At 50.4% G+C, this 21649-nt stretch carries 16 protein-coding genes; 13 read left to right on the top strand and 3 right to left on the bottom strand.

From position 1 onward, the window contains the following. Positions 1–115: 115 nt before the first annotated feature. The 7 genes from JNUCC31_RS13545 (at position 116) to JNUCC31_RS13515 (ending at position 12743) form a co-directional block, all read left to right on the top strand. A complete protein-coding gene (locus JNUCC31_RS13545) occupies positions 116–901 on the top strand; it encodes a 2,3-dihydro-2,3-dihydroxybenzoate dehydrogenase (RefSeq protein ID WP_192271867.1) in 786 nt (261 codons plus the stop codon). A gap of 23 nt (positions 902–924) precedes the next feature. Further along, the gene (dhbC, locus tag JNUCC31_RS13540; protein ID WP_192271865.1) at positions 925–2259 is read left to right on the top strand and encodes an isochorismate synthase DhbC; all 1335 of its coding nucleotides are present in this window, start codon (positions 925–927) and stop codon (positions 2257–2259) included. A gap of 3 nt (positions 2260–2262) precedes the next feature. Continuing rightward, complete coding sequence (locus JNUCC31_RS13535; RefSeq protein WP_192271863.1) at positions 2263–3876, top strand: (2,3-dihydroxybenzoyl)adenylate synthase; 1614 nt, start codon at positions 2263–2265, stop codon at positions 3874–3876. 85 nt (positions 3877–3961) lie between these two features. Then, a complete protein-coding gene (locus tag JNUCC31_RS13530) occupies positions 3962–5011 on the top strand; it encodes an isochorismatase family protein (protein ID WP_192271861.1) in 1050 nt (349 codons plus the stop codon). Then, entirely contained in the window at positions 5008–12240 is a 7233-nt protein-coding gene (locus JNUCC31_RS13525; RefSeq protein ID WP_228469647.1) for an amino acid adenylation domain-containing protein, read from the top strand. The genes JNUCC31_RS13530 and JNUCC31_RS13525 overlap by 4 nt, the downstream gene beginning before the upstream one ends. Positions 12241–12252: 12 nt before the next feature. Then, positions 12253–12489 (top strand): MbtH family protein, encoded by a 237-nt coding sequence (locus tag JNUCC31_RS13520; protein ID WP_192271859.1) that lies wholly within the window; start codon positions 12253–12255, stop codon positions 12487–12489. Then, positions 12486–12743 (top strand): hypothetical protein, encoded by a 258-nt coding sequence (locus JNUCC31_RS13515; protein ID WP_192271857.1) that lies wholly within the window; start codon positions 12486–12488, stop codon positions 12741–12743. Before JNUCC31_RS13520 ends, JNUCC31_RS13515 begins: the two co-directional genes overlap by 4 nt. Here JNUCC31_RS13515 and JNUCC31_RS13510 read toward each other — a convergent pair. Both JNUCC31_RS13510 and JNUCC31_RS13505 read right to left on the bottom strand, forming a co-directional pair. Then, positions 12709–13401: a 4'-phosphopantetheinyl transferase family protein gene (locus JNUCC31_RS13510; protein WP_192271854.1), complete on the bottom strand. Its 693-nt coding sequence runs from the start codon at positions 13399–13401 to the stop codon at positions 12709–12711. The genes JNUCC31_RS13515 and JNUCC31_RS13510 overlap by 35 nt on opposite strands. Positions 13402–13483: 82 nt before the next feature. Then, positions 13484–14356 carry an arylamine N-acetyltransferase family protein gene (locus tag JNUCC31_RS13505; RefSeq protein ID WP_192271852.1) on the bottom strand — a complete coding sequence of 291 codons (873 nt, stop codon included), beginning with the start codon at positions 14354–14356 and terminating at the stop codon, positions 13484–13486. 270 nt (positions 14357–14626) lie between these two features. Here JNUCC31_RS13505 and greA point away from each other — a divergent pair, with 270 nt between their 5' ends. The 3 genes from greA to rlmN all read left to right on the top strand — a co-directional run bounded on the left by greA (position 14627) and on the right by rlmN (position 18163). Next, positions 14627–15103: a transcription elongation factor GreA gene (gene greA, locus JNUCC31_RS13500; protein ID WP_192271851.1), complete on the top strand. Its 477-nt coding sequence runs from the start codon at positions 14627–14629 to the stop codon at positions 15101–15103. A gap of 421 nt (positions 15104–15524) precedes the next feature. Beyond that, positions 15525–16889: a sodium-dependent transporter gene (locus JNUCC31_RS13495; RefSeq protein WP_192271849.1), complete on the top strand. Its 1365-nt coding sequence runs from the start codon at positions 15525–15527 to the stop codon at positions 16887–16889. Between the two features lie 179 nt (positions 16890–17068). After that, a complete protein-coding gene (gene rlmN, locus JNUCC31_RS13490) occupies positions 17069–18163 on the top strand; it encodes a dual-specificity RNA methyltransferase RlmN (RefSeq protein ID WP_192271847.1) in 1095 nt (364 codons plus the stop codon). Between the two features lie 168 nt (positions 18164–18331). On the opposite strand, the gene JNUCC31_RS13485 is transcribed toward rlmN, so the two are convergent. Continuing rightward, complete coding sequence (locus JNUCC31_RS13485) at positions 18332–18772, bottom strand: GNAT family N-acetyltransferase (protein ID WP_192271845.1); 441 nt, start codon at positions 18770–18772, stop codon at positions 18332–18334. A 208-nt stretch (positions 18773–18980) separates the two neighbouring features. Here JNUCC31_RS13485 and JNUCC31_RS13480 point away from each other — a divergent pair, with 208 nt between their 5' ends. The 3 genes from JNUCC31_RS13480 to JNUCC31_RS13470 all read left to right on the top strand — a co-directional run bounded on the left by JNUCC31_RS13480 (position 18981) and on the right by JNUCC31_RS13470 (position 21638). Further along, positions 18981–19421 carry a MarR family winged helix-turn-helix transcriptional regulator gene (locus JNUCC31_RS13480; protein WP_192272994.1) on the top strand — a complete coding sequence of 147 codons (441 nt, stop codon included), beginning with the start codon at positions 18981–18983 and terminating at the stop codon, positions 19419–19421. 101 nt (positions 19422–19522) lie between these two features. After that, positions 19523–20638: a glycosyl hydrolase family 8 gene (locus tag JNUCC31_RS13475; protein WP_192271843.1), complete on the top strand. Its 1116-nt coding sequence runs from the start codon at positions 19523–19525 to the stop codon at positions 20636–20638. 124 nt (positions 20639–20762) lie between these two features. Continuing rightward, complete coding sequence (locus tag JNUCC31_RS13470) at positions 20763–21638, top strand: diguanylate cyclase domain-containing protein (protein WP_192271841.1); 876 nt, start codon at positions 20763–20765, stop codon at positions 21636–21638. Positions 21639–21649 lie beyond the last annotated feature (11 nt).

Genomic DNA, 21649 nt, shown 5'->3' with positions numbered 1-21649 from the left:
GCGAAAGACAAGCGGACAGAAATGTTACGGATTTACGGATGAGCCAATCGGGTTCAGCAGGCTAACATATCTCTCTAACAGGAGAGGTAGCAGTAATGCTAAGGGAGGAACAGGAGTGAGTTACACAGGGATTGATGGAAAAGTAGCCGTGGTTACCGGCGCTGCGCAAGGCATCGGTGAGGCCGTGGCGAGATTGCTTGCGCAGCAAGGGGCTATAATTGCCGCTGTCGACATACGCGAGGATCAGTTGAATCAGCTGGTCACAGATCTGCGAAATCAGAGCCATCAGGCAACAGCCTGTCCTGTGGATATATCGGATCACCAAGCCGTCGAAGCAGTCGTTCAACTAATTGAAGAAACCGTGGGCCCCATTGGCATTCTGGTGAATGCAGCAGGGGTACTCTACACGGGGGCAGTGAGTGAACTTCGTGATGAGGAATGGACAAAGACCTTTGATGTGAACACGCATGGCGTATTTTACATGTCACGTGCAGTGGTACGAAACATGGCCGAACGTCAATCGGGGGCGATCGTCACAGTTGGTTCAAATGCTTCGGGCGTACCCCGGATGCATATGTCTGCCTACGCAGCGTCCAAAGCGGCTTCGACCATCTTCACCAAATGCCTGGCCCTGGAGTACGCCTCACAGCATATTCGCTGCAATATTGTGTCCCCAGGCTCGACGGATACTGCCATGCAGCGAGCATTATGGCAGGACGAGCAGGGAGCTCAGGCGGTTATCGCTGGTTCCCAAGAGGATTACCGTCTGGGCATACCGCTAAACCGTCTGGCCCTGCCATCGGATATCGCGGATAGTGTGCTGTTTATGGTATCGGATCAGGCCAGACATATTACGATGCATGACTTGTGTGTGGATGGAGGCGCCACGCTGGGTGCCTGAATCAAGATAAGGAGATGATAATCATGTCAAAAGCGGGTACCGTTGTTACAGCTTCCGCCTTACACCTTCTGGATCAATATCGGGAGGGGACGTCCTTTTTCTGGTCTTCGCCGCAACATACCTTGCTGGCTCAAGGGAAACGAATTCGATGGTCTGATGTAAATGTTACAGATGAAAACAACCCAAATTCTTATGCTGCCATGGATATTAGTGAGCAAAAGCGTGGCGAAGAAACGCATCTCTTCATTGATCGAATAGAAAAGCTTATGGATGAGGCCAGACGTGCAGGGCAAACCAAACCCATGGTGGTCGGGGCCATTCCATTTGATCCGCTTGATTCTTCTACTGAGCTATTTGTGCCAGAGACGGTGCAATGGGCTGAACCGCTATCCCCGGACTCCAGAGCAAAGGTGGAAAAACGTCCAGTCGCATTGGGTTGTAAGGTGCGTGAAGAACCTGCCGGAGCTATATTTCAGCAAAGCGTCAACAACGTTTTGGTTGATCTGAACCTAGGGAATCTGGACAAAGTTGTTCTATCCCGTACGCTGCAGATAACTTCACAGAGCTTCGTGGACACGCATCAATTACTCCGTAATTTGTTCAGGGATAACACACATGGGTATACATTTGCCGTTCCGATTACGAATCTCCCTTCTTTAAAAAGTAATATAACAACGGATAAACGTGCCAATGTTGAGGTGGGGAAAGAAACCCATCGGACTTACATCGGGGCAAGTCCCGAATTGCTGGTTACCCGAAAAGGGTCCAAAGTCAGAGCCAATCCACTTGCCGGGTCTGCTGCCCGGAGTGAAGATCCGGCTGAGGACCGCCGCCGCGCAGAAGCGCTACTGGCTTCAGCCAAAGATCGCCATGAACATGCCGTAGTCATTGAGTCTGTCGCGGAAGCACTGCGTCCGCTGTGCAAGCAGCTATCCGTCCCGGCAGAACCTTCCTTGATCCAGACACGGACCATGTGGCATTTATCTACGGAAATTCACGGGGAGCTTGCCGACATGAATACATCGTCCTTGGAACTGGCCTTTGCTCTTCATCCTACACCTGCAATTTGCGGCACGCCTGTCCAGGCCGCCCGGGAAACCATCCGAGAGCAGGAACCGTTCGAACGTGGGCTATTTACCGGCATGGTGGGCTGGTGTGACAGTGACGGTGACGGCGAGTGGGCCGTAACGATCCGATGTGCGGAAGTGGGAGGCAAAACCCTTAAACTATTCGCTGGAGCAGGTATTGTTGCAGGTTCCACAGCAGAAGCGGAGCTGGCAGAGACCTCAGCGAAGTTCAGAACGATGCTGCTTGCCATGGGCTTGAATTCATCTGTGTCCAGTATGAAGGAGGCATGAGTGATGCTATCAGGATTTCAGGCCTGGCCTGAAGAAGTTGCAAAGCGTTATCGTCAGGAAGGCTGCTGGGAAGGCATTACGTTTGGAAAAATGCTACGCCAGCGCGCGGATCTATATGGCAATCGAGTAGCCGTTATCAGCGGTGAACAACAATTAACTTATGCGGAGCTGAACGAACGGGTGGATCGTCTGGCTTCTGGCTTATATGCAAAGGGAATACGACAGCATGATCGAGTTATTATCCAGCTGCCCAATATCACAGCGTTTATCGAGGTGTGTTTCGCTTTATTCCGCATTGGTGCACTGCCTGTATACGCACTACCTCTGCATCGGAAGAGCGAAATCACGTATTTTGCCCGGTTCTCCGAAGCCGTAGCATACGTCATTCCTGATCAGGACGGAGGGTTTGACTACCGAACACTGGCAGAAGAGGTTCAGGCAGAGGTCCCGGGGCTTCAGCATGTATTCGTGGCGGGAGAAGCGGGGCGATTCACGGCTCTGGAAGATGTCTATGCAGATCCGATTAAATTGCCGGATGAGCCGGTTTCTTCCGACGTTGCTTTTCTACAGTTGTCCGGTGGAAGTACCGGGCTGTCCAAAATGATCCCCCGCACCCATGATGACTACATCTACAGTTTGCGTAGAAGTGTGGAGGTCTGCGGGCTTAGCCCGGAGAGTGTTTATCTGGCCGTGCTGCCTATAGCACATAACTATCCGATGAGCTCACCAGGTTTTCTGGGTACGCTGTACGCGGGTGGAACGATTGTGCTGTCACGGGGATCAAGCCCGGATGAAGCTTTTCCACTCATTCTGCGCCATCAGGTGACTATCACGGCTCTAGTACCACCACTTGCGCTCATATGGTTGAACTCAGCGGCTACAAGGGGGATCAAGTTTCCCTCACTTGAGGTGCTTCAGGTTGGGGGAGCCAAATTCAGCGCCGAGGTAGCTGCGCGTGTCCAACCTGTCCTTGGCTGCACCTTGCAGCAAGTGTTCGGCATGGCAGAAGGACTGGTGAACTACACCCGTCTGGATGACCCGATGCATGTCATCGTTAACACTCAGGGTAAGCCAATGTCTCCGTATGACGAAGTACGAATCGTGGATGACGAGGACATTGAAGTGGAACAGGGACAATCGGGACATTTGCTGACGCGGGGACCATACACGATTCGAGGTTATTACAAGGCAGACGAACATAATGTCAGATCCTTTACCACGGAGGGCTTCTACCGTACGGGGGATATTGCCAGCCTTACGGCTGATGGATATCTCGTTGTGGAAGGACGGGCGAAGGATCAGATTAACCGTGGCGGCGATAAAGTGGCAGCCGAGGAAGTGGAAAATCATCTGCTGGCCCATCCTGCCGTACATGATGCGGCACTTGTATCCATGCCGGATGAATATTTGGGTGAGCGTTCCTGTGCGTTTATCGTGCCGAGTGGTGAGGTTCCGGCTGCTGCCGAGATCAAGTCTTTTCTGCGTAACAGGGGACTGGCCAGCTATAAGATCCCGGATCGGATTGAGTTTGTACAATCTTTTCCCAAGACGCAAGTTGGCAAGGTCAGCAAAAAAGCGTTACGCGAGATGATTACCACCAAACAGCCCATCTCCTGATAGTGATTCCTGAACGATAGCGTTGCAGGGCAACGATGAACCATGAACAAGATTGGGATAAATATAGGTGAAAAGAGGGATATTCATGGCACTTCCAAAGATTCAACCTTATGCAATGCCTATAGAGTCGGAGCTTCCTGGCAACAAGGTAGCGTGGACGCCGGATGCGAAGCGCTCAGTACTCCTGATTCACGATATGCAGCAATATTTCATGAACGCCTTTACGGCAGGGGAATCCCCTGTAGTAGAGCTGATCGATCATATCTCACAACTTCGTACGAAGTGTCATGAGCTTGGCATTCCGGTGGTCTACTCCGCACAACCGGGCGGACAGACACCGGAGCAGCGCGGGTTACAGCTGGACTTTTGGGGGGCTGGGATTGATGGAGGGCCTGTGCAAAAAGAAATTATTGAAACGCTCACACCCGCTCCGCAAGATACCTTCATGACCAAATGGCGATACAGCGCCTTCCAAAAGACAGAATTGTTTGAACTCATGCAGCAGCATGGTCGCGATCAACTGATCGTCTGCGGCATTTATGCCCATATCGGATGTCTGATGACCTCTTGTGAAGCCTTTATGCGTGACATTCAGGCATTCCTGGTTGCGGATGCAGTAGCTGATTTTTCGGCTGAAAAACATCGCATGGCTCTGACGTATGCAGCAGAACGATGCGCGGTAACACTGACAACCGGGCGTTTGCTTGAGGCTCTAAATGATTCAGCCACAGACATAATTGGAGGAGTGCTGAAATCCGAGGCGGGTAAGCAAGAGGGCCAATCCTATGCCTCACCTGCTCAGGAGGTTGTATCGGAGGCTGAGCAGCAGAGGGCATCTGTAGCGGAGAGGCTCCAGGAGGGAAGTCATGGCGTTGACCATGTGACATTGGAAGCATTGAGAAACCAGGTCGGAGAGATGCTGCAGGAGCAGCCTGCCCACATTGGAGAGCATGATGATCTGATTCAGCACTGGGGACTGGATTCCATTCGTATTATGAATCTGGCTGAGCGCTTTCGTGTGGAAGGAGCGGGAATAACGTTTGTGGATTTGGCAGAACTGCCTACATTGGCTGCATGGGCGGCGTTGCTGGATAAGGCCTATACGAAAGTACTCCCGAACGGAGACTACTTTTGAGCGGGGCCGTGCATACGCCGCACAGTCGGAACACGGCTTGGCCCCTATCCTCTGCACAGTCCGGCATCTGGTTCGCGCAGCAGTTGAATCCGGACAATCCGATGTACAACACCGCCGAGTATGTGGTCATTCAGGGCAACGTAGACGCCAGACGATTCGAAGAGAGTGTGCGTCAGACCGTTTCGGAAGCTGAGTCGCTGAATATGGTTTATGGCGAAAATGAACAAGGTCCGTGGCAGTCTTTGAATGCCACGGATACATGGACATTTCATGTTATTGATGTGAGGGAAGAAGCGGAGCCCCATACAGCAGCACTGACGTGGATGAAAAAGGATCTGGCCCATCCCGTCAATCTGGCGACAGGGCAACTCTTCACGGAGGCGCTGTTCCAGGTGAGCCATGAGTGTTATTACTGGTACCAGCGCATTCATCATATTGCGATTGACGGATATGGTGTTTCACTCATTACCCGCAGGGTGGCCAGCCTATACTCCGCAAGTGTAAGAGGGGAAGCTGCAGACCAAGTACAGCGAGCGGCATCGTTCGGCTCGTTATCCGCCGTTCTTCAGGAAGACGAGGCGTATCTTGCCTCGGCGGACAAAGAGCAGGATCGTCAGTTCTGGATGGACCGCTACACAGACAAACCGGATGTTGTCAGTCTGGGGGAACGAGCTTCGCGAACATCTACCTACTTCCTGCGGCAGAGCGGTCTGCTTACACAGCCACAGCGCGAGCAAATGCAGGCGGCAGCGGCAAGGTTCGGTTCGACCTGGCCGGATTTGTTTATAGCGGCAACGGCCATCTACGTTCACCGGATGACAGGGGCGACGGACGTTGTGCTGGCTCTGCCCGTAATGTGCCGATTGGGATCAGCATCTCTTCGGGTACCGGGCATGGTCATGAACGTGCTTCCGCTGCGTCTCAACGTGGAGTCAACAATGACCGTGTCAGAGTTGCTGAAACAGGTTGTCCAGGAGATTCGGGTGGTACGCAAACATCAGCGCTATCGTCACCAGGATCTGCGGCGTGATCTCAAGCTGCTTGGGGAGAATCGTCGGTTGTTCGGACCCATGATTAATGTGATGCCATTCCACCATGAATTGAACTTCGCGGGGCAGCGCGGCATGATTCATAATCTGTCCACGGGTCCGGTGGATGATCTGTCCATTCATGTGGTGGACCAGGGTCATGGTTATGGGCTAAGTATTGATTTTGATGCCAATCCGTCCATCTACAGTGATTCCGAACTGCTGAACCATCAGCTGCGTTATATGCAGCTTCTGAACCAGGTGATGCAGGAAGGGATGGAGACGGAAACGGTTGGGCGTCTGGAATTGCTGCTCCCTTTCGAACGTGAGCAAGTACTGGTTACATGGAATGGAACAGGAGAGGTGCCAGCCGACAGCCATTCGGCAGCACGGTTTGAACAGCAGGTCCGCCGCACGCCTTCTGCAACGGCGTTGACATTCGAAGGGGAATCCCTGACGTATGCGGAGCTGAATGAACGGGCGAATCAGTTGGCGCATGAATTGATACAGCGATATCAGGCAGGACCAGAACAGAAGGTAGCCATTGCTCTGCCCCGTTCACTGGACGTGATTATTGCCATTGTGGCTGTTCACAAAACGGGGGCTGCTTATCTGCCGCTTGATCCTGACTATCCCGAAGAGCGCCTGATCTACATGCTTGAGGATGCCAAGCCTGCTTGTGTAGTGACGGTGATGAGCAATGTTTCCAATCTGCCGACCCTGTCCAGTGCACCTGTCATGGTGATGGATGAACCGGCTATGGCAATGAAAGTCAGTAGCCAGCTCAAAACGAATCCCGAAGGTGATGATCTGACAGGAACAGCTTCTCTGCTCAATCCTTCTTATATTATCTATACTTCAGGTTCCACAGGTAAGCCCAAGGGCGTAGCCGTAACCCATCTGGGGCTGGCGAACCTGCTTGAGGATATGAAGACGAGATTACGGGTGGGTCCGCAGGACCGCTGGCTGTCGGTAACGACGATTGCTTTTGACATATCCGTACTGGAAGTATTTCTGCCGCTTACGACGGGGGCCCGGCTGGATATTGCACATAAAGAGACAATTCTTGATCCGGTAGCTCTCGCTGAGAAGATGAGAGAACGGGAAACCACCATCATGCAGGCCACGCCTACGTTATGGCAGTCTTTGGTGACGAGCCGTCCGGGGCGATTCGACGGGCTAACCGTGATTACCGGAGGAGAGGCATTGACGGTGGAACTGAAGCTTTCTTTGCAGGAGCTGGGGTGTCACGTCAATAATCAGTACGGACCGACCGAGACGACCATTTATTCGACGGCAGCAGCACTGGAGACAGGGGCAATGGGGAAACCGTCGATTGGTGGTCCGGTTCGCAACACGCAGTTATATGTGTTGGATCAAGGCTTGAAGCCAGTACCTCCGGGTGTAGCAGGGGAGCTGTATATCGCGGGTGAGGGACTTGCGCGGGGGTATTTGGGCAGGCCTGATCTGACCGCAGAACGCTTTGTAGCCAATCCCTTCGGTCAGCCAGGCAGTCGGATGTACCGCACAGGTGATTTGGCGAAATGGCTGCCGGATGGTTCCATCGATTATTTGGGTCGCGCAGATCATCAGATCAAAATTAGAGGATTCCGAATTGAACTGGGCGAGATCGAATCGGTAATCTCCAGATATCCGGGCGTAACTCAGGTCACGGTCATGGCTCGCGAAGACCAACCGGGAAACCAGCGGCTGGCAGCGTATGTAGTAGCTGAGTATGAACTCGAAAATCGTATGGATCTGGCAGAACTGAGAGCATATGTAGCTGATGCGTTGCCGGATTACATGGTGCCTTCTGCATTCATGCTGCTGCCCGAGATGCCGCTGACACCGAATAAAAAGATCGATCGTAAACGGCTTCCTGTACCCACTTTGCTATCAAATGCCAATGGACGGGAGGCGCGTACACCACAGGAGGAAATTCTGTGCAGTCTGTTTGCTGAAATTCTGGGTGTAGGTCGTGTGGGCATTGACGATGATTTCTTTGAACTGGGTGGACATTCCCTGCTTGCCGGGCGAATTACAGCACGAATCCGTGATGTTTTCGGTGCAGATCTAACCATTGGCAGTGTATTTGAAGCTCCAACCGCAGCAGGACTAGCCCAACGATTGGATCAGACGAAATCGGTGAGACCTGTTATTCAGCCTGTTCCACGTCAGGGCGAGCTTCCACTTTCTTTTGCCCAGCAGAGATTATGGTTCATGTATTGTCTGGAAGGCGCCAATCCGACGTATAATATTCCGCTGGTTGCCCGCTTGACCGGGGAGCTGGATGCGGATGCTTTGGAGAACGCTCTACAGGATATTGTACACCGTCATGAGACATTACGAACGTTGTATCCGCCTGAACTGGGTTCTGCGAGCCAGCATATCCTGAATGCCGCTGATGTCAAAGTGAAATGGAATGTAACCGCTGCTACCGAGGAGGAGCTTCCCGAGCTTCTGACAGAAGCGTCACGCTACAGCTTTCAACTCTCCACTGAGCCGGGCATCCGCGCCGAATTATTCAGAACCGGGGCAGATGAGCATGTGCTGCTGTTGCTGCTCCATCATATTGCCGGAGATGGATGGTCATTGTCGCCGCTGATCCGGAATCTGTCGGAGGCTTATACGGCACGTTTGCGGGGTTCTGCCCCTGCTTGGGAGCCACTTCGCATTCAATATGCCGACTATGCGGTATGGCAGGAGAGATTGCTGGGGGATGAGAAGCAGCAGGACAGTTTGATGGCAAGGCAGATGGAATTCTGGACCAACCAGCTGGCCCATTTACCGGAGCAGGTTACGTTCCCTACTGACTATGCCCGTCCAGTCGTGTCCAGTTACCGCGGCGGGTCAGTTCCCTTTACGATCAGCCAACGTCTGCATGAGCAACTGATGGTAACCGCACGTGAGAATAAAGTCAGCCTGTTCATGGTGCTGCACTCGGCACTGTCCTTGCTGCTTACCCGAATGGGGGCAGGAACGGATATTGCAATAGGAACACCAATTGCCGGACGCAACGATGATGCGCTGGATGAAGTCGTTGGCATGTTCATTAATACCCTTGTGCTGCGTACCGATACTTCAGGTGATCCCACATTCCGCGAACTGCTGGCCCGTGTGCGGGAGATCGATCTGGCTGCATATGAACATCAGGATTTGCCCTTTGAACGATTGGTTGAAGTGTTAAATCCGCCGCGATCCCGTTCCAAACATCCACTCTTCCAAGTGATGCTTGTACTGCAAAATACACCGGACATTCGTCTCGATCTGCCGGGTGTTACGGCGGAAACCTGCATGCATGGTGTGGGTTCATCCAAATTTGATCTGACGCTAGAGCTGACAGAGCGGCGTGAGCATAACGGATCTCCAGCCGGAATTGAAGGTGTGCTGGAATATAGTGCGGATCTCTTCCGGGAATCTACCGCAGGCGAACTTGTGGTCCGATGGATTCAGGTGCTTGAGGATGCAGTGCAACAGATGGATGAACGGATCAGCAGATTTCATGTCTTGACTCCGACAGAGCAGGCGCAGCTTGAAAAGGACGGGTCCTTTACGTTGAGTGAAGATGCGCATTTGACCATAGCTGAGCGGTTTGAAATAACAGCAGCAGCCCATCCGGAAGCGACAGCCCTGAATTATGAGGATATCACCTTGAGCTACGGGGAACTGAATGCAAGAGCCAACCGGCTTGCCAGGTTACTGATCGCTGAAGGTACTGGGCCGGAACAGATGGTGGCGCTGGCCTTGCCTCGCTCGGTGGAGATGGTCATTGGTATTCTTGCCGTACTCAAAGCAGGCGCAGCTTATCTACCACTGGACCCGAATTATCCGGCAGACCGATTGAGACATATGCTGACAGATGCAGCACCAAAAGTGATGATAACGAGTACAGAGGTGTATGCCTTGCTTCCGCAGGTAGCGGAAGTTCAGTGTATTAATATGGACGATCCGCATACCCTGTGGCAATTGGAAGCCATGGATGAGCGAAATCCGGCAGACAGTGAACGTAACGGACGTGTAACTGAGCTGAGCCCGGCTTACATGATCTATACCTCAGGTTCGACAGGTAAGCCCAAAGGGGTTGTTATTCCGAATGCCAATGTCATCCGTTTGTTGGATGCTACGCAGCACTGGTTCCATTTTGACGCGAGCGATGTGTGGACCCTGTTCCATTCCTATGCATTTGATTTCTCCGTGTGGGAAACTTGGGGACCATTGCTGCATGGAGGGCGATTGGTCGTTGTGCCTCATGAGATCAGCCGTTCACCGGGAGCGTTCCTGCAATTGCTTGTTAAGCAAAAGGTAACCGTATTGAACCAGACGCCATCCGCATTCTACCAACTCATGCAGGCGGATCGGGAAAATCCGGTCTGGGGGCAGCAGCTCGCGCTCCGCTACGTGATTTTTGGAGGCGAGGCACTGGAGCTTGGCCGCTTGGCCGATTGGTATGAACGTCATGCGGATGATGCACCAAAACTCATCAATATGTATGGCATCACCGAGACGACGGTTCACGTTAGCTACCAGGAACTGCATGCAGGCAGTTCTACGGAGGGGGCGAGCAGTTGGATCGGTTGCGCTATTCCGGATCTTCGGGTATACGTGCTGGATGATCATCTGGAGCCTGTACCGACAGGAGTAACCGGAGAGATGTATGTAGCCGGAGCGGGCCTGGCCCGTGGTTATTGGAATCGGCCGGATCTTACAGCAGAGCGATTCGTCGCTGATCCATATGGCCCCCCGGGTACCCGCATGTACCGGACGGGAGATCTAGCAAAGCGCCTGTACGATGGCTCGCTCGATTATTTGGGCCGGGCGGATCAGCAGGTGAAAATACGTGGGTTCCGTATTGAGCTTGGCGAGATTGAAGCGGCACTGGCAAGATTTTCAGGCGTGGCCCAGACTGCAGTAATTGTCCGTGAAGATCAGCCGGGAGATAAGCGTCTTGTAGCTTATATCGTTCCGGCATCAGATGGGGGGGAGCTGGAATCTGCTGCTTTGCGTCGTCATGCATCCGCCAGCCTTCCCGATTATATGGTTCCATCGGCGGTCGTTGCGATGGAGACCCTGCCGCTTACTCCGAATGGCAAGCTGGATCGCAAAGCACTTCCTGCACCGGAGATGCAGTTAACGACAGGTGGCAGAGCACCCCGTAACCCGCAAGAGCAGATCCTCTGTGATTTATTTGCCGAAGTACTGGGGTTGCGAAGTGTAAGCATCGACGATAGTTTCTTCGAACTGGGTGGGCATTCCCTGCTCGCTGTTCGCCTGATGAGTCGCATTCGTGAGGCTATGGGCCGGGAGCCGGGAATCGGCATTCTGTTCGAAACAGCCACCGTAGCGGGACTGGCAGAGCGGTTGGAGATGGATTCGGATTCAGGGAAAAGTTCGCTTCAGGTGTTACTGCCGCTTAGAACGCATGGGAAGCATCTGCCCCTATTCTGTGTCCATCCAGCAGGAGGGCTAAGCTGGTGTTATGCGGGGCTGATGAAACATCTGGGCATGGAGTATCCGCTCTATGGGTTACAGGCCAGAGGCATTGCCGAGATTGAGGAACTTCCGCCGACACTGGAAGAGATGACGGCCGATTACATCCGTCATATCCGCTCGATACAACCTGAAGGGCCTTACCGTCTGCTGGGCTGGTCTCTCGGAGGTAACGTTGCTCAGGCCATGGCGGTGCAGCTGGAGTCCGAAGGCGAAGAAGTAGAGTTCCTCGCCATGCTGGATGCGTATCCGAGCCATTATCTGCCGATTCGTGGAGAACCGGATGAGGAAGAAGCGTTAACCGCATTGCTTGCACTGGGTGGCTATGATCCGGACAGCATTGGGGATGGGCCGCTGGATATGGCAACAGCTATGCGCATACTGCGCAGTGAGGGCAGTGCGCTGGCGAGTTTGGACGAAGAAACCATCATGAAGCTGCGGAAGACCTATGAAAATTCCGTACGAATCTTGGGGGCCTACACGCCATCCCGATTCGAGGGGGAGCTGATCTTCTTCCGTTCCACCATTATTCCGGAATGGTTCGACCCGATTGAACCGGAAATGTGGAATGCATATATCGGAGGCCAATTGGAGCGTCATGATATTGCTTGTCGTCACAAGGACCTCTGTCAGCCTGGCCCGCTGGAGGACATCTGCCGAACACTGGCTGCCAAGCTGGAAGAGCTGAACAAGCGCAACATTCAACATAAATAGGAGGATAAGGCGATGAGTAACCCTTTTGAACATGAAGACAGCAATTATCTGGTGTTAATTAATGAGGAAGGTCAATATTCCCTTTGGCCTGCTTCCCTTGCGGTACCCGCAGGTTGGACCATGATGCTTGGCAAAGCCAAGCGTCGGGTATGCCTCGATTACATCGCTGAACAATGGACAGATCTGAAACCATTGAGCCTCTGTGATGAACTAGGCATGCCTGGTGCTGTTCATGAGAGTATCAGATGAAATTCGGTCTGAATCCTAGGCTCGCCATTGTCATTATTGTCTACGTGCTGATGCTGCTAGATGGGGGCATGAATGGAACTTTCTTGAACAAAATACGACGAATTATCAGTGAGGAGCTGGGGATTAACCCAGTTGAACAAGATATCCATTCAGATCAGAGTATGTGGATGCAGTCCATTGAATATCAAAAATCCCTGGCGGGGTTCGCCAGGGATTCTGTCATATTAATGCCTGATACAACTCTTCCATTGTGATGACATCAAGCTGGGCAGGCAATTCTTCACCTGCGGAACAAGCTGCCAACATATGTCCTTGATCCAGCCGCAGACTAAGGAATGGATAAGAAGCGGCTTCCGGCGAGTGCCAGTTCCCGTCAGCGTTGCGGATCATGGAGAAAGAATCGAGCGGCATGGACAGACCCATGCCGACGGCCTTGATGTAGCTTTCCTTGAGCGTCCATAGGCGATAGAACGTCTCCAGCTGCATCTCAGCGGGCTCGGCAGCCAGAAAGCTGCTCTCTGTTAGCGAGAAGAAGCGTTCCGCAATCTTCATGTCGATCGGCGCTATTTTTTCCACATCTACACCCAGATCAGCGGTAGCGCCAGCGCCAGAGATTAAAGCAATCCAATCCCCGGAGTGTGAAACATTAAATTGGACATTGGAAGCGTGACTGAGGGCAGGTTTGCCGTATTGGTTACGGGTAAAGAACAGCTCCCCCGGCTTTTGGCCAGTCAGCTTGCTTAGCGTCACCCGAGTCAACACCTCACCCAGAACAGAGCGATATGCATCCGCCAGACGAACGAACCGTGAAGCTTGTTCCCGTCTTTCCTCCGATACGTGCGACAGGAAAAAGTTCCAGTAGCCTTCCGGCAATTCTGCCGGAACTTGCAGAACACGAATAGTTATCATCATTTATCACCTGACGATGTATTCGGCATCTATGGCGGGCTTTCCTTTATATTCCTCCGGTTTCTCGCGTCTTCCTCATGTCGCCTCAGGCCAGTTGTGTTCTTTTCCATTCCTCATGTGCAGCCCGTACTCGATTCCACATTTCTCTGCGTTCCAGTTCCGTATAATTCACCAACGGTTCGTGGAATCGCTCAGCTAGTACATCTTTCCATTCGCTGTAGGTTTGAATCTCCATTTTGCGTATACCTTCGATCCCATGCGTGCGGAGCATGCATCCTCGCAGCTCGTTGCTGTGGGCTGCATCCCTCTGACGGAGCAAAAATGCGTTATGCCAAGGTGATTCGGCTGACTGACTGTAGAATTCATGCTTGGGAAGGAACTCTTCCAGACGGGTAAGCTCTTCGGGAGCGTAGTCGACACCTTCACTTGGCCCATTGGGTTCATATTCAAGTCGCCATCCGCCAGAGACAACGGATGATGGCAACAATGTATAAGTAAACGGCGCTTTACCGTAGGTTCCATAACGAAGAGGGAGAGGTTCAAAGGGCATGCCGCCCAGGCCGACATCCACAATCCAACGCTCCACATTCGGGTCTGCATCTGGCAGAAGGACGGAAAGACCAAGATGGAACGAGTTCACTCGGGGCTGCTCTCCATGTGGCTGAACTCCGGCACGATGCCAATGCACCATATATCCCAGGGAGCGAAGCAGAATACTGAATGCTCCATTCAGATGGAAACAGTAACCACTGCGTCCTTGTAATATAAGCTGGATCGATTCCTGAAGATCGATGCCCGCAGGCCGACCAGCAAAAATATCGACCGTTTGCCAGGATAGATGCTGCACATGTGCCCGCTGGATTTCGGATAGAAATTCCAGTGTAGGCTCCTTGATATCATCAATGCCTATCCGTTTCAGGTAGGCCCGTATTTCAGGTTGAGTCAATGTAACATTCATCCAGATCACCTCAAGTCATGTAGTGGGCTGCAGGTACCCGTTATGAAGGGCTGCTCCCTGATTTCATTGTAAAAGTGAATAGTTAAGATGAACATATAGGTTTACTGTGATTGTACCAGTACAGTTTAGGGGATAGTGAACTATAAAGGTTATGCCGCATACACATCTTTCCATGAATGGGAGTGTAATTTCTTTTTCTGGGGTATGTTAACCGTTTGGAGGGGATATAGGTTAGAATATAGATAGAAAGCAGGATTAGGAGATGGAAAAATGGCTAATGATGAAGTGATTTTGACACAGGAAGGCTTGGAAAAGCTGGAGGACGAACTGAGGGATTTAAAGACGGTGAAGCGTAAGGAACTGGCGGCGCGTCTGAAGCTCGCAATCAGTTACGGTGACCTGAAGGAAAATAGTGAGTATCATTCAGCCAAAGATGATCAGGCTTTTATGGAAACCCGCATTTTGATTCTGGAGAAAATGCTGACCAAAGCAAGAGTCATCACTTCGGACAATATCGATTCGAATAAAGTAAGCATTGGCTCAACCATTTTGCTTAATGATATTGAATTTGCCGAGAAGATTGAATACAAGCTGGTTGGTCCAGCCGAGGCTGATGTTGCCGATAACAAAATATCGTATGAGAGCCCGCTTGGCAAAGAACTGATGGGCAAAGAAGTAGGCAGTGTCATTCATGTCAATGCGCCAATGGGCATTATCAAATATGAGTTGCTTGAAATTAAAATCTAATATGGATATATGGATAGAGGTGTCCCTTCAGCTACGAAATTGGCTGTGTGGAACACCTCTTTTTTTTGAGGACAAGCTAACAGGGCCTCCCTTATGGTTAGGTGGTAGTTGAGGTTTAGAGAAAACGAATGATTTGCCTGGTTACATGGTTTAGTTAGGTTTGCAGCTCATCTGCGGATGTGCCGAACAACAGGGCAGGGTTGGCGCGCTCCTTTTTATCACATACTGCTTCTGAGGAGGTTCACAGGGGCTGCACATTGCACACTGCTTTCTTTGTTAAGCGAAGAAGGAAGGGGAGCCATATTTAATGCAGACATTGCTGTAAATAAATAACATTTCGATTAATTTCGATTTTCGAATGACCTGAGGGGACGACTGTTATATAATAACGGAAAATCTTAGAACAGATGGAGTAGATAGAATGAATTTGAGTAAGTCTAATAATCCCAATTTGAATCAAGACGGAGCCAACAAGGGTGAACGCTTCTCACAGGCCGGTTTCATTCTGGCTGCCATTGGCAGTTCAGTCGGTCTCGGCAACATGTGGAAGTTTCCTTATATTACGGGAGAGAACGGGGGAGCTGCGTTTTTCCTGCTCTTTATCGTCTGCCTCCTGTTGATTGGTCTGCCTGTTCTGCTGGCTGAGCTTGCAATTGGTCGGAGCGGCAGAGGTAGCGCGGCTACGGCCTTTATCAAGGCAGGTGGGCAAAAAGGGTGGCTTGCGGCTGGTTTGCTGCAAGTACTGACGCCGTTTATCATCCTTTCCTTTTATGTCATTATTGCGGGCTGGACGCTTCAATATGCAGTAACGTCCTTCAGTGGTACGTTGTATAGCAATCCGGATTATGCCGGACAATTTGGCAACTTCGTGGGTGGTTATTTGCCGATTGTATGGCAACTGGTTGCAGTCCTGATCACAGGCTGGATTGTTGCCAAAGGGGTATCCAACGGGATTGAGAAGTTTAACAAGGTACTGATTCCCGCAATGCTTGTACTGCTCATTATCCTGATGGTCCGTGCAGTGACTTTGCCAGGAGCCGGTGCGGGAGTGTCCTTCTTCCTGAATCCTGACTTCTCGCAGCTTACGACCGAATCAGCACTGGTTGCGCTTGGACATGCGTTCTTCTCCCTATCGCTGGGTATGGGTATTCTTGTGACGTATGGTTCGTATGTTGATAAAAATCAATCCCTCGGTGCAGCAACGATAGCCGTGGGTGCGGGAGACCTGATCTATGCGTTCATTGCAGGTTTGATTATCTTCCCAACGACATTCTCCTTTGGGATTGCACCCGATCAGGGACCGTCGCTGATCTTTGTGGCTCTTCCGGCAGCCTTCTCAGCTATGCCGCTGGGCTTCTTGTTTGGCGGGTTGTTCTTCGTGCTCCTCGCGATTGCGGCGTTAACATCGGCGGTATCCTTGCTGGAAGTTCCAGTGAAATATTTTATGGAGAGATTGTCCTGGAGCCGAAGCCGTGCGGTATGGATTATCTCACTTGCAGTCTTCATCGTTGGGCTTCCATCGGTACTGTCACTCGGATTGTTCCCTGAATGGACCATTGGCTCGAAGAGTGTGTTCGACTGGATGGACTTTGTGGCGTCCAACATTTTACTTCCGATTGGTGGATTGCTGGTGACCATTTTTGCCGGTTACTTCTGGAAAAAGGCAGCCGAAGCATCCGGCCTGCGTGCAGGCTGGTTCCGGGTATGGCTGTTTATGCTGCGTTACGTAGCGCCGATTCTGGTGTTTCTGGTTCTGCTGCATACCTCCGGTATTATCCACTTCTAAATACAGAGGAGTGTAGTTGTTTGACATAAAGCTGCTGTGCAGATTTGCCATGAATAAAACCTCTTGGAAGAAATGCAAAAGCCCTTGTGTTCCCTCGTCAATTTTGGGACAATACAGAGTAGAGGTTTTTTCGATTGAACCGATGAGCCATATGCTTTTTGCGAAAAGAGGACAATAACATGATTAAATCATCCATATATGGATTAACATTAGAGCAATTACGTGCCTGGCTGCCGGAGCACGGGCAGAAGAAATCCCGCGCTTCCCGCATCTGGGAGTGGTTATATCAGGAACGTGTGAATGATTTTACAGAGATGACCGACGTCCGTCAGGAATGTCTGGATGTCATTGCCGAGCATTTCACGATGAACTCGCTGAGTGAACATGTGAAGCAGGAATCGGCGGACGGTACGGTGAAATTTCTGCTTCGTATGCAGGACGGCAATCTGATTGAAACGGTCTTAATGCGCCAAAAGTATGGGCTAACTGTATGTGTAACCACCCAAGTGGGATGTAACATTGGCTGCAGCTTTTGCGCGAGCGGGCTGATCAAGAAGAGCCGGGATCTGTCCGGTGGCGAAATTGTGGAACAGATTATGCATGTACAACAGTATCTTGATGCAGCTGGTCAAGGTGAGCGGGTAACGAACGTGGTCGTAATGGGTATTGGCGAACCGTTTGATAATTTCAAGAACATGTCTGACTTCATCGAAGTGATCAAGGATCGTAAAGGTCTGGCGCTTGCTGCCAAGCGGATTACCGTATCCACGAGTGGGCTGCCTGACAAGATCAAGGAATTTGCAGACAGCAATCTTCAGGTCAATCTGGCGATTTCCCTGCACGCACCGAATAACGAACTGCGTACACAGATCATGAAGATCAACCGGGCCTTCCCGATTGAACAATTGATGGACGCGGTGGATTATTACCTGGCTACGACAAACAAGCGTATTATGTTTGAGTATATTTTGCTTCGGGACGTCAACGACAAGCGGGAGCATGCCGCAGAACTGGCTGAACTGTTGTCCAGTCGCAAAAGTATGGTCAGCATCAATCTGATTCCGTATAATCCGGTGGATGAGCACAGTCAATATCAGCGGAGTACAGAAGAATCCATTCTGGGATTCTATGATACATTGAAAAAGAATAACATTAACGCCACTGTGCGTATGGAGCATGGTACCGATATCGATGCGGCTTGCGGACAATTGCGCAGTAAACAGATGAAAAATAACGCCGCTGAACCTCAGCCAGGCCGTCTGGCTTTGGGATGAGGATAAGAAGTACAAGTTAGGTTTACAAAACAGAAAATAAGGTGTGTAAGATTCCTTACATTCCCCAAATGGCTAAATCGCCAATAATAACACTTGCTGGGTTCCTTAGAACTCAAAAAGAGCATCCCCAAGTCCTGTTCCAGACCTTTGAGGATGCTCTTTTTGTCGTTATTTCAGTTTTTTGGTCATCAGCAGATGAGGAATGCCGTCTTCCATAAATATGTCCGAGGCTGCCATATATCCGAGACGTTCGTAGAACCCAGAGGCTTGTACCTGTGCGTGCAGCTTGGCCTTCTCCAACCCTTGATCGAGCGCCATCTGCTCAAGCTTACCAATCAGAACACGACCCAGTCCATGTTTACGATAATTCAGCATCACACAGATTCGCTCCAATTTGGCAACATTTTCGACCACACGCAGTCTGGATGAAGCGGCCGGTACACCGTCCACGTAAAGTAGAATATGTCTTGCTTCTGTACCCAGGGCGTCATAGGCATCAAACTCATCCTCGGCAGACACGCCTTGTTCTTCAACGAAAATAGCGGTACGAATGGCAAAGCAGGCGTCGAGCACCTCCTGGTTATTCGCTTCAACAATAGTTGTTTTCATGAATGTTTCTCCTTTGGTCAATAGTAATCCTATCCTGACATGGTAAACTGGTACATAGCATGAATGTAAACCTATTACATGTGTTGTTATGATTAAAATTTAAATCGATTCCAATCATTTATATCATCAATTATGTTGCGAATGCAACAATTTAATAAGGAGAGTGAAGACATTGACTGAAAAAAAAGAAGTGTTGCGTGAAATTGGTATGATTGCCCGCTGTCTGGATTCGATTAGTAACGTTGAATTCCAACATTTAAACCTGTCTCGTGGACAGTATCTGTATCTTTATCGCATTTGCGAAAATCCAGGCATTATTCCCAACCAGTTGGCTGAATTAATTAAAGTCGATCGTACCACGGCGGCCAGAGCCATTAGTAAACTGGAATCGGACGGGTTTGTCGTCAAACAGTCGGCAATGGGTAATAAAAAGAATAAGCTGTTATATCCGACTGACGCTGGCCTGGAAGCTTGGGAGTTTATCCGCAGAGAGGGTGTTCATTCCGACCAGGTAACGCTGGAGGGCTTAACGGATGAAGAGATCGAGATTGCCGTTCAGCTTCTGCGCCGGATGCGTCATAACATTGAAGTGGATTGGAAATTTGTCAAAAAGGGCGGCCGCCGGCCTTATATGGATCAATCTGAATGAAACATACCTCTACCCTTGATCCTTACATCCCAGAACTTAGCAAGCCCTATCTCAAGGAGAAGAGTAGTTATTCGAAAGTTGAAACAACGCAGGAGGACAGCATGCAGATCATGAATCGGAAAAGACTGGTATGGCTGGTCATACTGGCCGTCAGCATCGCAGCAGCATGGATTATTTTCATAAAGGAGCGATTTGTCATGAACGAGCTGTCCCCAACCGTTTCATTTGTCCAGCATCATATGACCAACCCCAATGGCACACTGGCAACGTATCTCCAGGATGCTCCGTCAGAAGATGAAGATATCGTGGCAGGCCGAGAGGCGTTGTCTGAATCTCTTGGTCTGTGGATGCAATACGCCGTCGCCAAGAACGATCAAGTGTTATTTGAGCAGGCTTATGATCGGTTAACGACCTATTTTCTGATGCCGCAAAACTACATTGCCTGGAAACTGGACGCGAACGGGGCATCACATGTGACTACCAATGCGCTTGGTGATGATTTTCGAATTGTCGATGCTTTATTGAAGGCAGCAGATCAATGGGGACAGAGCCGGGAAGAGAAGCTGACCACAGCGTCGGATATTGTTCGTACCCTGACACAATCCGTTCAGAACAAGGGATATTATGTTGATTTTCACGATTTCGCCCATGGAAACACCCCCGATACGGGTACATTAAGCCTGGTTTATGTTGACCTGCGGGCTCTCCAGGCGATGGAACAGCATGAGATGCTGGAGCCTGGAACCTATGCTAAATACGAATCACTGCTGAAAAGCATGCCGGATGACGGCTTGTTTTATCCTAAAACCTTTGATGTCGAAACGAAAAAATATACATATGATGACACGGTCAACCTGATTGACCAGTTGATTGTGGCTAATCATCTTACGGTAACCGGCCGGAAACCGGACAAGCTCATTACCTTTCTGAAAAAGGAATTCAATACCCGTCATCGGTTGCCGGGTCAATATAAACGCTCGGAGCGAACCTCTGCGGTATCCTATGAATCTCCATCCGTCTATGGACTCGCCATACTGCTCGCTGTTCGATCGGGTGATCCAAAATGGGCCAAGCAGCTGTATAACCATATGATCACCCTTCGCAATCTGGATAAAGCTTATCCAGGAGGATATGTATTTGATGGAAATACACATATGTTTGACAACTTGTTTCCGCTGCTTGGTGAGACTGAATTGCAAAAAACACTTAAAAAGTAATATAAATGTCATTTTATATTTTGGTTAATGTGTTAGCATAATATTTGTGTTTTCATGTCGTAATTTGTCGTAACTTAGACATCACTTAGACATCACAAATCCATTAACCGGAGAGAAGGTCACTATGAGGAACAAAGCACCCATTCTTCGTATGGCATGGGGATATGCCATTTTGATCGGATTAGCTGTGATCCAGCAACTCGTTGTCTATCTAAAAATTGAAATGAATCAGAGCTATACCCCACTGGATGTGGTGTTCAGCATCGCATCGCTTGTAGCGCTGGTTCTTGGTTTTGTGATACCTGTCGGGGTGTCTGTCGTTGCCGGATTTGTATATCTGGTCTCTTATTTTGTCTGGCTTGTTACCTATGCGGATGCGAATGTGCTTACGTTCTCATGGTGGCTATTAATCCCGGCCAATGTGGCTGTGGCTGCTTTTATCAAGGCAAGCCTTGTGCGCACTGCCCGCGTCATGGAACGTCTGCAGGAGTTGCAAGAACGTATTCCGCAGATTGACCCGGATACATCCTTGGGCAACAAGGAAGCTCTTGCCGATACGGTCATGAAGCAAAGCAATCTCGCCAGACGTTACTCGGAGCACTATGGGTTCAGCATGGCGATGTTCAAGATTGAATTTTTGCCACTGGTGCTGGAATCGCTTGGTTCCATACGATATGCACAGTTTCTGCTAGAGTTGTCCAATACGATCCAGAAGCAAATCCGGTATGAGGATTACAAGTTTTTTGTGGGTCGGGGACGGTTTGTGATCATTTGCCCGATGACCGATGTGGAGTACTTGCCAGTGCTTACAAAACGGATCAAAAAAGCGATGATGGATCTGCAGATGATTGATAAAAAAGGAAATGAACTACAGACGGTTATTCGATCCGGTGCACTGGTTTTCCAGAAGGAACAGTTCGGAAAGTATGAGGATATTGATGCTGTTATTGCTGCACTGGAACGGAACACAGAGACAGATCTCATAGGAGAGTATATCTAAACTAGTAGGAA

The sequence above is a fragment of the Paenibacillus sp. JNUCC-31 genome (assembly GCF_014844075.1).
Lineage (GTDB): Bacteria > Bacillota > Bacilli > Paenibacillales > Paenibacillaceae > Paenibacillus.
The sequence above is the reverse complement of the archived record's forward strand: the minus strand, read 5'-3'. Positions and strand labels throughout refer to the sequence as shown.

Coding starts and splice junctions, on each gene's coding strand:
- dhbC (WP_192271865.1), top strand. CDS start 925: ATGTCAAAAGCGGGTACCGTTGTTACAGCTTCCGCCTTACACCTTCTG.
- JNUCC31_RS13535 (WP_192271863.1), top strand. CDS start 2,263: ATGCTATCAGGATTTCAGGCCTGGCCTGAAGAAGTTGCAAAGCGTTAT.
- JNUCC31_RS13530 (WP_192271861.1), top strand. CDS start 3,962: ATGGCACTTCCAAAGATTCAACCTTATGCAATGCCTATAGAGTCGGAG.
- JNUCC31_RS13520 (WP_192271859.1), top strand. CDS start 12,253: ATGAGTAACCCTTTTGAACATGAAGACAGCAATTATCTGGTGTTAATT.
- JNUCC31_RS13515 (WP_192271857.1), top strand. CDS start 12,486: ATGAAATTCGGTCTGAATCCTAGGCTCGCCATTGTCATTATTGTCTAC.
- JNUCC31_RS13510 (WP_192271854.1), bottom strand. CDS start 13,401: ATGATGATAACTATTCGTGTTCTGCAAGTTCCGGCAGAATTGCCGGAA.
- JNUCC31_RS13505 (WP_192271852.1), bottom strand. CDS start 14,356: ATGAATGTTACATTGACTCAACCTGAAATACGGGCCTACCTGAAACGG.
- greA (WP_192271851.1), top strand. CDS start 14,627: ATGGCTAATGATGAAGTGATTTTGACACAGGAAGGCTTGGAAAAGCTG.
- JNUCC31_RS13495 (WP_192271849.1), top strand. CDS start 15,525: ATGAATTTGAGTAAGTCTAATAATCCCAATTTGAATCAAGACGGAGCC.
- rlmN (WP_192271847.1), top strand. CDS start 17,069: ATGATTAAATCATCCATATATGGATTAACATTAGAGCAATTACGTGCC.
- JNUCC31_RS13485 (WP_192271845.1), bottom strand. CDS start 18,772: ATGAAAACAACTATTGTTGAAGCGAATAACCAGGAGGTGCTCGACGCC.
- JNUCC31_RS13480 (WP_192272994.1), top strand. CDS start 18,981: ATGATTGCCCGCTGTCTGGATTCGATTAGTAACGTTGAATTCCAACAT.
- JNUCC31_RS13475 (WP_192271843.1), top strand. CDS start 19,523: ATGCAGATCATGAATCGGAAAAGACTGGTATGGCTGGTCATACTGGCC.
- JNUCC31_RS13470 (WP_192271841.1), top strand. CDS start 20,763: ATGAGGAACAAAGCACCCATTCTTCGTATGGCATGGGGATATGCCATT.